At 64.2% G+C, this 13,893-nt stretch carries 15 protein-coding genes; 11 read left to right on the plus strand and 4 right to left on the minus strand.

The window, feature by feature from the left end; genetic code table 11:
- The first annotated feature begins 265 nt into the window (after positions 1–265).
- From AAHK21_RS01035 to AAHK21_RS01065, 7 genes are all read left to right on the plus strand, one after another.
- Positions 266–634 (plus strand): glyoxalase superfamily protein, encoded by a 369-nt coding sequence (locus AAHK21_RS01035; protein WP_046855821.1) that lies wholly within the window; start codon positions 266–268, stop codon positions 632–634.
- Positions 631–984 (plus strand): hypothetical protein, encoded by a 354-nt coding sequence (locus AAHK21_RS01040; RefSeq protein WP_367858926.1) that lies wholly within the window; start codon positions 631–633, stop codon positions 982–984. The genes AAHK21_RS01035 and AAHK21_RS01040 overlap by 4 nt, the downstream gene beginning before the upstream one ends.
- A gap of 135 nt (positions 985–1,119) precedes the next feature.
- Positions 1,120–1,602 (plus strand): hypothetical protein, encoded by a 483-nt coding sequence (locus tag AAHK21_RS01045; RefSeq protein ID WP_367856076.1) that lies wholly within the window; start codon positions 1,120–1,122, stop codon positions 1,600–1,602.
- Positions 1,599–1,841, plus strand: coding sequence for a hypothetical protein (locus AAHK21_RS01050; protein ID WP_367856077.1), 243 nt, complete (start codon positions 1,599–1,601; stop codon positions 1,839–1,841). The genes AAHK21_RS01045 and AAHK21_RS01050 overlap by 4 nt, the downstream gene beginning before the upstream one ends.
- Positions 1,842–1,966: 125 nt before the next feature.
- Positions 1,967–2,986, plus strand: coding sequence for a branched-chain amino acid aminotransferase (locus tag AAHK21_RS01055; protein WP_038706002.1), 1,020 nt, complete (start codon positions 1,967–1,969; stop codon positions 2,984–2,986).
- A 171-nt stretch (positions 2,987–3,157) separates the two neighbouring features.
- A complete protein-coding gene (locus tag AAHK21_RS01060; protein ID WP_038706001.1) occupies positions 3,158–3,838 on the plus strand; it encodes a response regulator transcription factor in 681 nt (226 codons plus the stop codon).
- Positions 3,816–5,207, plus strand: coding sequence for a HAMP domain-containing sensor histidine kinase (locus AAHK21_RS01065; RefSeq protein WP_046855824.1), 1,392 nt, complete (start codon positions 3,816–3,818; stop codon positions 5,205–5,207). The genes AAHK21_RS01060 and AAHK21_RS01065 overlap by 23 nt, the downstream gene beginning before the upstream one ends.
- Positions 5,208–5,344: 137 nt before the next feature.
- Here AAHK21_RS01065 and cysS read toward each other — a convergent pair whose 3' ends face one another.
- Together cysS and AAHK21_RS01075 are read right to left on the minus strand one after the other, a co-directional pair.
- The gene (gene cysS, locus AAHK21_RS01070; RefSeq protein WP_367856078.1) at positions 5,345–6,727 is read right to left on the minus strand and encodes a cysteine--tRNA ligase; all 1,383 of its coding nucleotides are present in this window, start codon (positions 6,725–6,727) and stop codon (positions 5,345–5,347) included.
- A gap of 9 nt (positions 6,728–6,736) precedes the next feature.
- Complete coding sequence (locus tag AAHK21_RS01075; RefSeq protein ID WP_104443965.1) at positions 6,737–8,440, minus strand: glutamine--tRNA ligase/YqeY domain fusion protein; 1,704 nt, start codon at positions 8,438–8,440, stop codon at positions 6,737–6,739.
- 247 nt (positions 8,441–8,687) lie between these two features.
- Here AAHK21_RS01075 and AAHK21_RS01080 point away from each other — a divergent pair, with 247 nt between their 5' ends.
- Together AAHK21_RS01080 and AAHK21_RS01085 are read left to right on the plus strand one after the other, a co-directional pair.
- Positions 8,688–9,188 carry a peptidylprolyl isomerase gene (locus AAHK21_RS01080; protein ID WP_367856079.1) on the plus strand — a complete coding sequence of 167 codons (501 nt, stop codon included), beginning with the start codon at positions 8,688–8,690 and terminating at the stop codon, positions 9,186–9,188.
- Positions 9,185–9,907: a UDP-2,3-diacylglucosamine diphosphatase gene (locus AAHK21_RS01085; protein ID WP_367856080.1), complete on the plus strand. Its 723-nt coding sequence runs from the start codon at positions 9,185–9,187 to the stop codon at positions 9,905–9,907. Before AAHK21_RS01080 ends, AAHK21_RS01085 begins: the two co-directional genes overlap by 4 nt.
- Positions 9,908–9,978: 71 nt before the next feature.
- Here AAHK21_RS01085 and AAHK21_RS01090 read toward each other — a convergent pair whose 3' ends face one another.
- Entirely contained in the window at positions 9,979–12,270 is a 2,292-nt protein-coding gene (locus AAHK21_RS01090; RefSeq protein ID WP_367858927.1) for an acylase, read from the minus strand.
- 215 nt (positions 12,271–12,485) lie between these two features.
- Between AAHK21_RS01090 and AAHK21_RS01095 the strand changes: the two genes are divergently transcribed.
- Positions 12,486–12,848 carry a fe2+ zn2+ uptake regulation protein gene (locus tag AAHK21_RS01095; RefSeq protein WP_367856081.1) on the plus strand — a complete coding sequence of 121 codons (363 nt, stop codon included), beginning with the start codon at positions 12,486–12,488 and terminating at the stop codon, positions 12,846–12,848.
- A gap of 36 nt (positions 12,849–12,884) precedes the next feature.
- Here AAHK21_RS01095 and AAHK21_RS01100 read toward each other — a convergent pair whose 3' ends face one another.
- Complete coding sequence (locus AAHK21_RS01100) at positions 12,885–13,073, minus strand: hypothetical protein (RefSeq protein ID WP_023632313.1); 189 nt, start codon at positions 13,071–13,073, stop codon at positions 12,885–12,887.
- Between the two features lie 444 nt (positions 13,074–13,517).
- On the opposite strand from AAHK21_RS01100, the gene AAHK21_RS01105 reads away from it, so the two are divergent.
- Positions 13,518–13,886, plus strand: coding sequence for a Mor transcription activator family protein (locus tag AAHK21_RS01105; RefSeq protein ID WP_102682324.1), 369 nt, complete (start codon positions 13,518–13,520; stop codon positions 13,884–13,886).
- Positions 13,887–13,893 lie beyond the last annotated feature (7 nt).

Below are 13,893 nucleotides of genomic sequence, written 5' to 3' on the forward strand. Positions count from 1 at the left end.
CATGGCCTCACGGCCGGATGAGGGCCCTGCGCCGGGCGCTTGCAGGCGCGCCGGGCTGACCACTCGATCAATATTCGCTGGAGGGATATAGCAGGGAGCGGGCCAACTGCGCAGATGAACGATGATGAAACTTTCGGACCGTCAGTCATGCCGCAAGGCTGCGGGCCAGAGCGGCTGCGCCCGAACGCGCAATTCAAGTGCCTGCCGGCGTGGCGAAGTAGGCTAAAGTGACCACCCTGCCCCTTTTCAAGCCAAGGACGCCCCCATGCAATTCGCCCCCGCCATTCCGATCCTGCGGATCTTCTCGGTCGACAAGGCCCGGGAGTTCTACCTCGATTTCCTGGGTTTCCAGCTCGACTGGGAACACCGCTTCGCCCCGGACCTGCCGCTATACATGCAGATCCACCGCGACGGGTTGATCCTGCACCTGTCCGAGCACCACGGCGACGCCACGCCGGGCTCGGCCGTGTTTGCCCGGGTCGAGGACCTCAAGGCGCTGGAGCGCGAACTGCTGGCCAAGCGCTACGGCTACGCCCGCCCGCAGGCCGAGGCGGTCGACTGGGGCCTGGAAATGCAGGTGGCCGACCCGTTCGGCAACCGCCTGCGCTTCTGCCAGCAGATCGACAACGTCTGATGGCCAGCGGCAAGCGCGCCCTGGCGCGCCTGGAGCGGGAGATGGTCGCCTGCCTGACCGAAGCCTGCGCCACTGCCCAGGGCGAGATCGTCGGTTTCGCCTGGCTCACCCACCAGGTGGACCTCGACGACTTCCCCGCCAGCCTGCGCATCACCTGGGTGTTCACCGACGACACCGACAAGGCCCGCGCGCTGGCCGGCGCGGACAAGGCGCGGATGATCGCGCTGACGGCCCGGGCACTGAGTGATGCAGGCATCGCGCTGGACCATGTGGCCTGGCATGTGCGCTTCGACAGCGAGGAGGCATGCTGGCGCGATCATGGCGGGGACTGGAACCGGCGCTTGCGCTGAGGCCGATCCTCGAGCGGGTCAAAATTACAGAAAAATCCCACAACCAATTCGGAAGAACGGAGCTTCGTTCAACTGCAAAAACCTTTCACTGTCAGGCCCTGGGAAACACGCCCCAGCAACGAAAGGGAAGTCACAGTGCAATTCGAGAAAACCTATCAAGTCATCGCCAACCGCGGCATCGTGCTTGATGTTCATGAACTGACTATTCACCCAGCAGACCGCGCACGACTTGCGACGCTTGATTTCACGAGCGCTCGGCAGGCCAGCTACCGAGTGACGGAGACCTTGATTCAGGTCTATGACCGTATGCAGGCGAAGGGCCGTCCCTGCCAGATTCGGGTATCGATCTCAAAAGCGCTCACCAGAGAACAAGCCGATGCACTAAATGACCAACGCGGGTACGTCGGTGCGCTAATCAGCACAGCTATTGGGGTACCCGTCGGCTTGGTCGCGCCAATAACCGGCGCCGCGCTGGGGGTGAGCATCGGCCCACTGGTTAGCAGCAGGTTACCGACTTATCACATGGGCGATAGGATGGTGTACATAGAGGCGACTGTCAGCGGAGGCATCGGGCCGCAACGGTCAAGCCAATCGCTGATTATCCAGGCCCGCCCATGAATACCTTCATCGCCGCGGCGCTGCTCACCCTTGCAGCAGCCGTGCTCCACCACAACCTTCGCGCTGCAACGGTACGCAAATGGGCCGGGCTGTCTCTGTTTGTCGCAGGCGTGCTGGTTTGGTGGTTCCTTCCTCAACGCCTGTACCTGGGCGTGGAGTGGTTCATGTGGGTAACATTTCTGCTCTGCACAGGTTCAGGCCTGTTCGTTCATCGTAATCGTCATCACGACAGCGACTGACCCTAACGTACACGCCCGGCGGATTGTGTGACTGGCCGTTCCCGATCCGCGCCGGATGTATTAAGGTGGCGGGGTGCGCATATAAAAGCAGCCCGCCGTGTTCGGGCAAGAGCAATGAGGGTGTCATGAGTAACGAAAGCATTAACTGGGACAAGCTGGGTTTCGACTACATCAAGACCGACAAACGTTACCTGTCCGTATGGCGTAACGGCGAGTGGGACAAGGGCACCCTGACCGAAGACAACGTGCTGCACATCAGTGAAGGCTCCACCGCCCTGCACTATGGCCAGCAGTGCTTCGAAGGCCTGAAGGCCTACCGCTGCAAGGATGGCTCGATCAACCTGTTCCGCCCGGACCAGAACGCCGCGCGCATGCAGCGCAGCTGCGACCGCCTGCTGATGCCACGGGTATCGACCGAACAGTTCATCGAAGCCTGCAAGCAGGTGGTCAAGGCCAACGAAAAGTTCGTTCCGCCGCACGGCAAGGGTGCCCTGTACCTGCGTCCGTTCGTGATCGGCACCGGCGACAACATCGGCGTGCGCACCGCTCCCGAGTTCATCTTCTCGGTCTTCGCCATCCCGGTCGGCTCGTACTTCAAGGGCGGCATGACCCCGCACAAATTCCTCATCTCCGACTTCGACCGTGCCGCCCCGCAAGGTACCGGCGCGGCCAAGGTCGGCGGCAACTATGCGGCCAGCCTGCAGCCGGGCTATGAAGCCAAGAAAGCCGGCTTCGCCGACTGCATCTACCTCGACCCGCTGACCCACAAGAAAATCGAGGAAGTCGGCTCGGCCAACTTCTTCGGCATCACCGCCAACAACGAATTCGTCACGCCGAAGTCGGTCTCGGTACTGCCAGGCATCACCCGCCTGTCGCTGATGGAGCTGGCCGAATCGCGCCTGGGCCTGAAGGTCATCGAAGGCGACGTGGAAATCGACAAGCTCGACCGCTTTGTCGAAGCCGGTGCCTGTGGTACTGCCGCGGTGATCACGCCGATCGGCGGCATCCAGTACAACGGCAAGCTGCACGTATTCCACAGCGAAACCGAAGTCGGCCCTGTAACGCAGAAGCTGTACGCCGAGCTGACCGGCATCCAGAGCGGTGACGTCGAGGCGCCAGCGGGCTGGATCGTCAAGGTCGTCTAAGCCTGTGCCGTCATGAGAAAGGGGCGTGCCAGCAATGGCACGCCCCTTTTCTTTTCCGATACGCCATCGCCCAGTCAGCCACGGCGGTGTTGCGTAGATGAATTTTTCTTAAATCGCCGGTTGTCTATTCTTTGGCACAATCAAGTCTCCACTCGCCGCCCAGGAACCAGCATGCCACGCGTACTGACCATCGAAGACGACGCAGTCACCGCCCAGGAAATCGTCGCCGAACTGTCCAGCCACGGTCTGGAAGTCGACTGGGCCGACAATGGCCGTGAAGGCCTGGCCAAGGCCATCGCCGGCGGATACGACCTGATCACCCTGGACCGCATGCTGCCCGAGGTCGACGGCCTGACCATCGTCACCACCCTGCGCAACCTGAAGATCGCCACGCCGATCCTGATGATCAGCGCGCTGTCGGACGTCGACGAGCGTGTGCGCGGCCTGCGCGCCGGCGGTGACGACTACCTGACCAAACCGTTCGCCTCCGACGAGATGGCCGCCCGGGTCGAGGTGCTGCTGCGCCGCAACAGCGTGCCGATGACCCAGACCCGTCTGCAGGTCGCCGACCTCGAGCTGGACCTGATCAGCCACGAAGCCCGCCGCGGCGAACAGGCGCTGAACCTGCTGCCCACCGAATACAAGCTGCTTGAGTACCTGATGCGCCACTCCGGCCAGGTGATCACCCGGATGATGATCTTCGAGGAGGTCTGGGGCTACCACTTCGACCCCGGCACCAACCTGATCGACGTGCACATCGGCCGCCTGCGCAAGAAGATCGACTCGCCCGGCCAGAACCCGCTGATTCGCACCGTGCGGGGCTCCGGCTATGCCATTGCCGAACCCGTCTAAGGGCTGGAGCTCATCCACCAGCCGTCTGCTGGCGCTGTACAGTTTCCTGTTCGTGGCCTGGAGCAGCATCCTGATGGGGGTGCTGTACTTCGAGGTCACCAGCTACCTGAACAAGCTCACCCGCCACTCGATGCTGCAACGCCAGCACCTGTTCGCCCACATGAGCGGCAAGCAGCTGGACGACGCATTGGTGGCAAGCCAGGCCTTCGAGGAACGCAGCTTCGACGCCTACGGCCTGTTCGACGCCCAGCTCAACCCGATCGGCGGGCGCATCCGGGCGATACCCTCGGAGCTGGGCCTGGACGGCAAGGTCCACGAGCTCAAGCGATGCCTGGACGCCGACGACCCCCACCTGCCCCGCGACAGCTGCGATGCCGTGGCGATCAAGGTGCAGGACGGTCGCTGGCTGGTGCTGGTGCGCGACAACGGCTCGCTGTTCGTGGTGACGAGAATCATCCTCGACGCCCTGCTCTGGGGTATCTCGCTGACCTTGATCCCTGGTTTCGCCGGCTGGTACCTGCTGCGACGCAGGCCACTCAAGCGCATCCGCGCGATCCAGGCCCAGGCCGAGCTGATCGTCGCCGGCGACCTCACCCACCGCCTGCCCCTGTCGGCCCGGCGCGATGAACTGGACATGCTCGCCGCCATCGTCAACGCCATGCTCGACCGCATCGAGCGGCTGATGCACGAGGTCAAGGGCGTCTGTGACAACATCGCCCACGACCTGCGCACCCCGCTGACACGCCTGCGTGCCCAGCTCTACCGCATCCGCCAGCAAAGCGGCAGCGACTCCGCCGAAGGCGCGGCGCTGGACCAGGCGATCGGCGAGACCGACACGCTGATGGCACGCTTTCGCGGCCTGCTGCGCATCAGCGAACTGGAAGACCGCCAGCGCCGCGCCGGCTTCGTCCGGCTCGACCCGCAGGCGTTGCTGGTGGAGCTGCATGACTTCTATCTGCCGCTGGCCGAGGATGGCGGCATTCGCCTGCACCTGGAGCAGCCTGCGCAGCTGGCCGCGCTGCATGGCGACCGGGAGTTGCTGTTCGAGGCACTGGCCAACCTGGTGGGCAACGCGATCAAGTTCACCCCCGAGGGCGGACAGGTGCGTATCGTCGCCAGCGAGGACGAGGCCGGCGTGCATATTGCAGTCGAGGACAGTGGACCGGGGATTCCGGCGGATGAGCGCGAGGCAGTGTTGAAGCGCTTCTACCGCAGCGAGGAAGGCCATCGTCATGCGGGGTTCGGGTTGGGGCTGTCGATCGTCGCGGCGATCGTCGACCTGCATGGGTTCGGGCTGGAGGTGGGGGCCAGCGAACTGGGTGGGGCGAGATTGGTGCTGCACTGCCCATTGGTTGGGGCTGTTCAATAAAGAGGGGGGCCGCTTTGCGGCCCTTTCGCCGGCAAGCCGGCTCCCACAGGGACGGCGCATGGCCTGAGTGTGGGAGCCGGCTTGTCGTGGCGATGAACCGCGGCGAAAGGGCTGCGCAGCAGCCCCTCTGGCGCCGATCAGTCAGCCAGGCGCCAGGTAGTGGTGCCCTTGCTGTCTTCCAGCACCACACCCATGGCGGCCAGCTGGTCGCGGATGCGGTCGGATTCGGCCCAGTTCTTGTCGCTGCGCGCCTGCAGACGCGCCTGGATCAGCGCCTCCACTTCAGCGGCATCGACCTTGCCCTCGGCGCCGGCGCGCAGGAAGTCATCGGCTTCCAGCTGCAGCACACCCAGCACATCCCCCAACTCGCGCAGACGACCCGCCAGGCCGGCGGCGGCCTCAGGATCACTGTCACGCAGGCGGTTGATCTCGCGCACCAGGTCGAACAGCACGGCGCAGGCCTCAGGCGTGCCGAAGTCGTCGTTCATCGCCACGGTGAAGCGCTCGACGAACGCCTCGCCACCCTGGGCAGCCACGCGCGGCAGGCCACGCAGCGCATGGTAGAAGCGCTCGAGCGCGCCCTTGGCGTCGCGCAGGCTGTCTTCGGAGTAGTTGATCGCGCTGCGGTAGTGGCTGGCCACCAGCAGGTAACGCACCACTTCCGGGTGGTACTTCTCGAGCACGTCGCGGATGGTGAAGAAGTTGTTCAAGGACTTGGACATCTTCTCGCCGTTGATGCGGATCATGCCGCAATGCATCCAGGCGTTGGCGTACGGCTTGCCGGTTGCCGCCTCGCTCTGGGCGATCTCGTTCTCGTGGTGCGGGAACTCCAGGTCGCTGCCGCCACCGTGGATGTCGAAGCTCTCGCCCAGGCAGCAGGTGGACATTACCGAGCACTCGATGTGCCAGCCCGGACGGCCCGGGCCCCACGGCGAATCCCAGTAGGGCTCGCCGGGCTTGACGCCCTTCCACAGCACAAAGTCCAGCGGGTCCTGCTTGGCCTCGTCGACTTCGATACGCGCGCCGATGCGCAGGTCTTCGATCTTCTTGCGCGACAGCTTGCCGTAGCCGACGAACTTGCCGACCCGGTAGTACACGTCGCCATTACCCGGCGCGTAGGCGTAGCCCTTGTCGATCAGGGTCTGGATCATCGCGTGCATGCCGGGGATATGGTCGGTGGCACGCGGCTCCAGGTCCGGTTTGAGGATGCTCAGGCGGCGCTCGTCCTCGTGCATCGCGTCGATCATGCGGGCGGTCAGCGCGTCGAACGGCTCACCGTTCTCCTTGGCCCGGTTGATGATCTTGTCTTCGATGTCGGTGATGTTGCGCACATAGGTCAGTTCATAGCCGCTCTTGCGCAGCCAGCGGGTGACCAGGTCGAATGCCACCATGCTGCGGCCGTGGCCCAGGTGGCAGTAGTCGTACACGGTCATGCCGCACACGTACATGCGCACCTTGTTGCCGTCCAGCGGCTTGAAAACTTCCTTGGTCTTGCTCAGCGTGTTGTAGATGGTAAGCACGAAGGTTCCTCAGCTGCCCCACGAATCGCGCAGGGTCACGGTGCGGTTGAACACCGGGCGACCCGGCTGGGAGTCTTTCAGGTCGGCGCAGAAGTAGCCTTCGCGCTCGAACTGGAAGCGGTCTTCCGGTTGGGCCTGGCCCAGGGAAGGTTCCGCGCGACAACCACTGAGCACCTGCAGCGAATCGGGATTGATGTTGTCGAGGAACGTGCCGCCGTCTTCGGTCTTCTCCGGGTTGGCGGAGCGGAACAGGCGGTCGTACAGGCGCACTTCGCACTCGATGCTGCCCTCGGCCGGCACCCAGTGGATCACGCCCTTGACCTTGCGGCCTTCGGGGTTCTTGCCCAGGGTGTCCGGGTCGTACGAGCAGCGCAGCTCGACGATGTTGCCGTCAGCGTCTTTGATCGCCTCGTCGGCGCGGATCACGTAGCTGCCGCGCAGGCGCACTTCACCGGCCGGCTCCAGGCGCTTGTAGCCCTTGGGCGGCTCTTCCATGAAGTCGTCGCGATCGATGTACAGTTCGCGGGCGAACGGCAGCACGCGCACGCCCATGTCTTCCTTCGGATGGCGCGGCAGTTCGAGCTGCTCGACCTGGCCCTCGGGGTAGTTGGTGATGACCACCTTCAGCGGGCGCAGCACGCACATGGCGCGCGGCGCGGTGCGATCCAGGTCGTCACGGATGCTGAACTCGAGCATCGCCATGTCGACCACGCCGTCGGAACGGTTGGTGCCGATCATCTCGCAGAAGTTGCGGATCGAGGCCGGGGTGTAGCCGCGGCGGCGGTAGCCCGACAGGGTCGACATGCGCGGATCATCCCAGGCCTCGACGTGGCCTTCGTCCACCAGTTGCTTGAGCTTGCGCTTGGAGGTGATGGTGTAGTTCAGGTTCAGGCGGCTGAACTCGTACTGGCGCGGATGCGCCGGCACCGGCAGCTTGTCGAGGAACCAGTCGTACAGCGGACGGTGGCTTTCGAACTCCAGGGTGCAGATCGAGTGGGTGATGCCTTCGATGGCGTCCGACTGACCGTGGGTGAAGTCATAGTTGGGGTAGATGCACCACTTGTCACCGGTCTGGTGGTGGTGGGCATGGCGGATGCGGTACAGGATCGGGTCGCGCAGGTTCATGTTCGGCGAGGCCATGTCGATCTTGGCGCGCAGCACGCGCTCGCCGTCCTTGAACTCGCCGGCCTTCATGCGGGCGAACAGGTCCAGGTTGTCCTCGACGCTGCGCTCGCGGAACGGGCTGTTCTTGCCTGGCTCGGTCAGGCTGCCGCGGTATTCCTTGGCCTGCTCGGGGGTCAGGTCGCAGACGTAGGCGTTGCCCGACTTGATCAGCTCCACGGCCCAGGCGTGCAACTGGTCGAAGTAGTCCGAGGCGTAGCGCACCGGGCCTGCCCATTCGAAGCCCAGCCACTTGACGTCACGCTGGATGGAGTCGATGTACTCCTGGTCTTCCTTGGCCGGGTTGGTGTCATCGAAACGCAAGTGGCAGACGCCGCCGAATTCCTTGGCCAGGCCGAAGTTGACGCAGATCGACTTGGCGTGGCCGATGTGCAGGTAGCCGTTGGGCTCCGGCGGGAAACGGGTGACGATGCTCTGGTGCTTGCCCGCGTCCAGGTCAGCCTGGACGATCGGCCGCAGGAAGTTCACAGGGACGGCGGGGGCGCCTTTGGCAGCGGCGTTTGGCGCGTTGTCGGCAGTGGGCTTGCTCATAGTGTCCTTGAATGCAGGTAGCCGGCCGGGTAGGCCGATTGAATCAAAGGGCCTATCATAGCCGAAGCAGTCAAGCTGCTGACAGCCGGAGCACCGACAAAGTGGCGCGTTTTGTCGCCGCAGCGGTCTACAATCCGGCACAATGGCGCCCCAGTGGCGTGTGCCGCGGCTGCCTGATCCTGCGTCAGGTTGTCCGAGCGCAGCGCGCACCCTATTTCCCGAATGCCTTGAAAGAGCGAATTTCAGCATGTCCAAAGTCAAACTGAGCACCAACCACGGCGATATCATCCTGCAACTGAACGCCGAGAAAGCCCCGCTGACCACCGAGAACTTCGTTCAGTACGTCAAGGAAGGCCACTACGACGGCACCGTGTTCCACCGCGTGATCAAGGGCTTCATGATCCAGGGTGGCGGTTTCGAGGCTGGCATGAGCCAGAAGAAAACCCGCGCCAGCATCCAGAACGAAGCCGACAACGGCCTGAAGAACACCAAGTACAGCATCGCCATGGCCCGTACCATGGAGCCGCACTCGGCCTCCGCGCAGTTCTTCATCAACGCCTCCGACAACGACTTCCTCAACCACAGCGGCAAGAACGTCCAGGGCTGGGGCTATGCGGTGTTCGGTGAAGTGATCGAAGGCCAGGAAATCGTCGACGCCATCGAGAAGGTCGCCACCGGTTCCAAGGCTGGCCACCAGGACGTACCGAAGGACGACGTGATCATCGAGAAAGCCGAGATCATTGAGTGATACTGCTGATCTCCGATCTGCACCTGCAAGAAGAACGCCCGGACATTACCCGGGCGTTTCTTGATCTGCTCGACGGCCGCGCCCGCCACGCCAAGGCGCTGTACATCCTCGGCGATTTTTTCGAGGCCTGGATCGGCGACGATGCCATGACGCCCTTCCAGCAGTCGATCTGCCAGGCCCTGCGCCGGTTGAGCGACAGCGGCACGGCCGTGTACCTGATGCACGGCAACCGTGACTTCCTCATTGGCCAGGCGTTCTGCGACGCCGCCGGCTGCACCCTGCTGGCCGACCCCAGCGTGGTCGAGCTCGGTGGCGAGGCGGTGCTGCTGATGCATGGCGACACCCTGTGCACCCGTGACGTGGCCTACATGAAGCTGCGCCGCTACCTGCGCAACCCGCTGACCCTGTGGATCCTGAGGCACCTGCCGCTGGGCACACGGCACAAGCTGGCGCGCAAGCTGCGCAGCGAAAGCAGCGCGCAGACACGCATGAAGAGCACCGAGATCGTCGATGTCACCCCCGAGGAAGTGCCCAAGGTGATGGCCGCCCACGGCGTGCGCACCCTGGTCCACGGCCACACCCATCGACCGGCGCTGCACAAGCTGGTGGTCGACGGCCAGCCGGCACGGCGTATCGTGCTGGGCGACTGGGACCGGCGTGGCTGGGCGTTGCAGGTGGATGAACAGGGTTTCCAGCTGGCCCCGTTCGACTTCTCCTGAAACAGCGCGGGGCAAGCCCGCTCCTACAACTCTCGTAGGAGCGGGCTTGCCCCGCGCTGCCATCAACGGTGCTATTTGGCGCTGACTACCTGTCCCTTGTCCCGCTCGCTGATCACATACTGCCGATACTGCGGATCAGCCTTGATCTGCGCCTCGGTGAACGGTATCGGCGCCAGTTGCTTGGCCGCGAAGGCTCGTGTCTGGTCGGCGGCATGCGCCGACGCCCGCTCGCTCGACAGCGAGAATGCCAGCAACCCTTGGGCCTGTGGCCCCTGCTCGGTGAAGCTGACCACCTGCAGATAGCTCGAACCACTGACCACCAGACGCTTGCCCGGCCCCACCGGCACACTGACCATCGCGTTATAGACGCCCAACGCCTGCGGACCGCCGGGCACCGGCGTGCCATCGGCGGCCTGCTGGATCTGCCCCCACCGCTGGTCGGCGGCGATACCGGCCTCGTTCACCTGCGCAAGCGAGCCCAACGCCGCCTCGCGCAGCAGCTTGCGCACCGCGGCCTGCTCCACCGCCAGACCACGAGGCGTGTGCAACGGATCGGCCGGGTCGAACGGCACGCGCCAGCTTTGCGGATGCTCGGCCAACGCGCCGGCGATATTGATGAAATGAACCAGGCCGATGCCGCTGTCCTGATCGGCCTTGCCGGTCCACGCCTGCAGGCTGGCACACACTGCCTGAATGTCCGCCTCCACGCCCTTGCACCATTGCAACAAGTCCGGCATCAGCAGGCTGGCCTGGTACACCTCGTCATCGAACACCATGTGCTGCAGCTCGGCGCTGCCCAGCTTGCCCTTGCCTTGCAGGCGCTGCAGGGCAAAGCGGCTGCGAAGGCCCAGGGGCTGGTCGGCACGGCTGACCAAGGGCGAGAAGCCGGTCAACGGCTGGGCCGGGTTGGCCATCCACGCCGAATCGTTGGCGTGCTGTACATAATCGCGCCGCTCCAGGCTCGGTAGCAGGTTGGCCGGGAAGATCCCCGGTTGGGCCGCCTGCGCATCCACCTTCCACTGGCAGGCACTGCGCGAGCCGTCGAGCACCACTAGCGGGCCCGACGCGCCCGGATTGCTGCACTGCTCCAGCATCCCCTGGTCGACATAGGGCACCACCGACTGATTGAGGTACAAGGCCTGGCCAGCAGCGTCCACTGCCAAGGTGTTGACCCAGGGGATGCCCTGCAGCTCGCCCACCGACGCCTTCAGCGCCTGCAGGCTGTCGGCACGGTTGATCCGGTACCACTGCTGCAATACCCGGGTGTTGTCCAGGTTTGCATCGCGCAGGCTGTAGGCGGCGTGATTGTCCCAATCCAGACGGCCGGGCCATTGCACCACAGGGCCGAACTTCGACAGGTGAATCGTGCGTTCGACCTGGCTGAGCGTACCGTCCTCCCCCTTCACCGTGACCTTCAGCAGCTTGCGCTCCAGCGGCAGCGACTGGCCGTCATACAGGTAGCGGGTGGCGTCCTTAGGGTCCAGTTGCAGGCGGTAGAGGGTGAAGTGCTTGGAGGTGTCGACCGTGTGGGTCCAGGCCAGGTGCCGGTTGAACCCGATATTGACCACCGGCAGGCCCGGCAACGCCGCCCCCATCACATCCAGTTGTCCGGGGATGGTCAACTGCATCTGGTAAAAACGCATCCCGCCAATCCACGGGAAATGCGGGTTGGCCAGCAGCAGCCCACGGCCATTGGCCGAACGCTCGGCGCCCACGGCCACGGCATTGCTGCCACGCTCGGCGGCGAACTGCGCCTGCCGCGCCAGGGCCACGCTGTAGTCGACCGCCGGGCGTTGCGCCGCCAGCTTGGGGGGCGTCGCGGCGACCACGGCCTCGACGAATTGCCCTACGCCGCCCTCGGCCAGCAAGCGCCGGGTCAGCTTGACCAGGTCACGGCTGGTGATCGGTCGTAGCCACTCCCCTGCCCCGCACTCGGCCGGCAGCCCCTCGGCCCGTCGCTCACCCAGGGCACGGTTGTAGCCGTTGGCGTAACCATCAAGCAGATCGCGCACCGCCACCGGCTGCGCCTTGAGGAAACTGTCTACCGCAGCCGGCTCGTTGAGCCAGGTAAAGAACAGGTCACTGGAGAGGTTGTCACGCTGCTCGACCGTCTTGCCGTCGGCACCAAAGTAACGGGAGCGCTCGCCATTGACGGTCAGTACTTCGCCAGCCAGCAGGCACAGGTTGTCCTGGGCATAGGCGTAGCCGATGCCGTAGCCCAGGCCGCGCTCGTCCTTGGCCAGGATGTGCGGCACGCCGAAACTGGTGCGACGGATCTGCGCGGAGGCCTCGCCATCGATCTCGCGCGCCTGCAGGGTCAGGCTGGAAGCGACCAGGGCGGCGGCAAGGCCCAGGCGAAACAGGGGAAGAGGGATCACAGGCACTCCTCGTGCTTATCGGGGTCATCCCGAACAGACGAATGGCCAGATGAAAATTTTACGTTCGACGCGGCGCTGCAACGTTCTCAACAGAACGTGTCAGATTTTTTTCACCGGGGGTTGCAGTTTTGTCGAGCTCAAACGTCTTTAGATGTGAGGCACCCATGATTTCGGGACAGTCCACGAAAAGGAGCATTCACATGTACAACCCGCAACAATCGCTAGCGGCGCAGCCTGCACCTAGCCAGACCGCCGCCCCCCAGGAGGAACGCGTGGGCAACGAACAGATCCGCGAGCTGCTGCGCGCCTACGGCCTGCGCACCAGCCTGATCCGCCTGAAGGTCATCGATGCCCTGCACACCGCCGGCCGCAATGGCCGCAGCATTGGCGTGCGTGGCGTGCATGCGCAACTCGAGCAGCTGGATATCCCGCTGTCGTTCCTGAGCGTGCGCGAGGTGCTCAAGCGCCTGTGCAGCGAAGGCGTGATCAACCTGGGCAGCGACAAATGCTACAGCCTGAACCCTCAGGCCCGGGCCGTGCTCGAGCAACCCGCCTCGCGCTGAGCGCATGGCCGGCAAGGATATGCCGGCCCGCCTGCTTCAGGGTTTCACCTTGCGCCGCAGGATCCCGTTGATCACCACCACGACCACCGCAATGGCGATGGCGACGTACTGGAATGTCTGCTCGCTGATAGTGCCCTGCTTCTGCAGGTAACTTAGGCCAAGCATGATCCCCAGGACCACCAGGATGATCAGGATCGAATATTTCAGGCGCTGCACGTGTGTCATCGGAGGTTCCTTGCGACATCGGGGACATGAGGCTCCAGCGGAGCCGACGCCATGATACCTCGGCCGCTTTCCCCTCGCTGCAGTTCCTGCCGACTCCTCACGCAGCAACCCCCTCTTTCCTGCCCCTGCCCCACGGCAGCGTCGAGATGCGCCCGTAGGTGCATGTCTAGGTAAGCTACCCACTACGCCATCATGGAACCCTTTCTCTAGATGGTTTGGGGCCTGCAGCGCAGGGGTGAAGGCATTTCCTACCTCAAGGCGTCCAGTTGCCCGCAAACAACAGACAAGGACGACTACAAGCCCCGGTCCGCTTCGCGCCTAGCGACCCTTTCCGTCGCTGTTCGAAAATCTGGCCACGCCACGCGGACCTCCCCGTGGCAACCCACGCCGCAGCCCATCGGGACCTCGGCGCGGGCCAAACCCAATGACGGAAGGAACCATTTCGTGGAAATGCCAGACCTGAGCAACATCGACCTCACCCAACTGCCTCAGTCGCTGCAGGCACTGATCGAATGCATCGGTCTGGACAACGCCTACCGGCTGACCCATGCCTTTGGCGGACGCCCCAAGTACATCCCCAAGCATCGCCAACGCACCAAACTGGCCGATGTGCTGCCGCCCGAGGCGCTCGATGCGCTGATCCAGCGCTTCGCCGGCCTTGCCCTGGAGATCCCCAAGTCCGACCACTTCCAGCGCCAGCTGCGCAACCAGCAGATCCAGCGGGAGAGCGCCAGCGGGCTGTCACGCAGCCTGCTCGCCGACAAGTATGGATTGAGCCTGCGACAGATCGGCAACATCCGTAGACAGGCGTAGCAACGGC

This window comes from Pseudomonas sp. TE50-2, from assembly GCF_040813665.1.
GTDB classification, from domain to species: domain Bacteria; phylum Pseudomonadota; class Gammaproteobacteria; order Pseudomonadales; family Pseudomonadaceae; genus Aquipseudomonas; species Aquipseudomonas soli.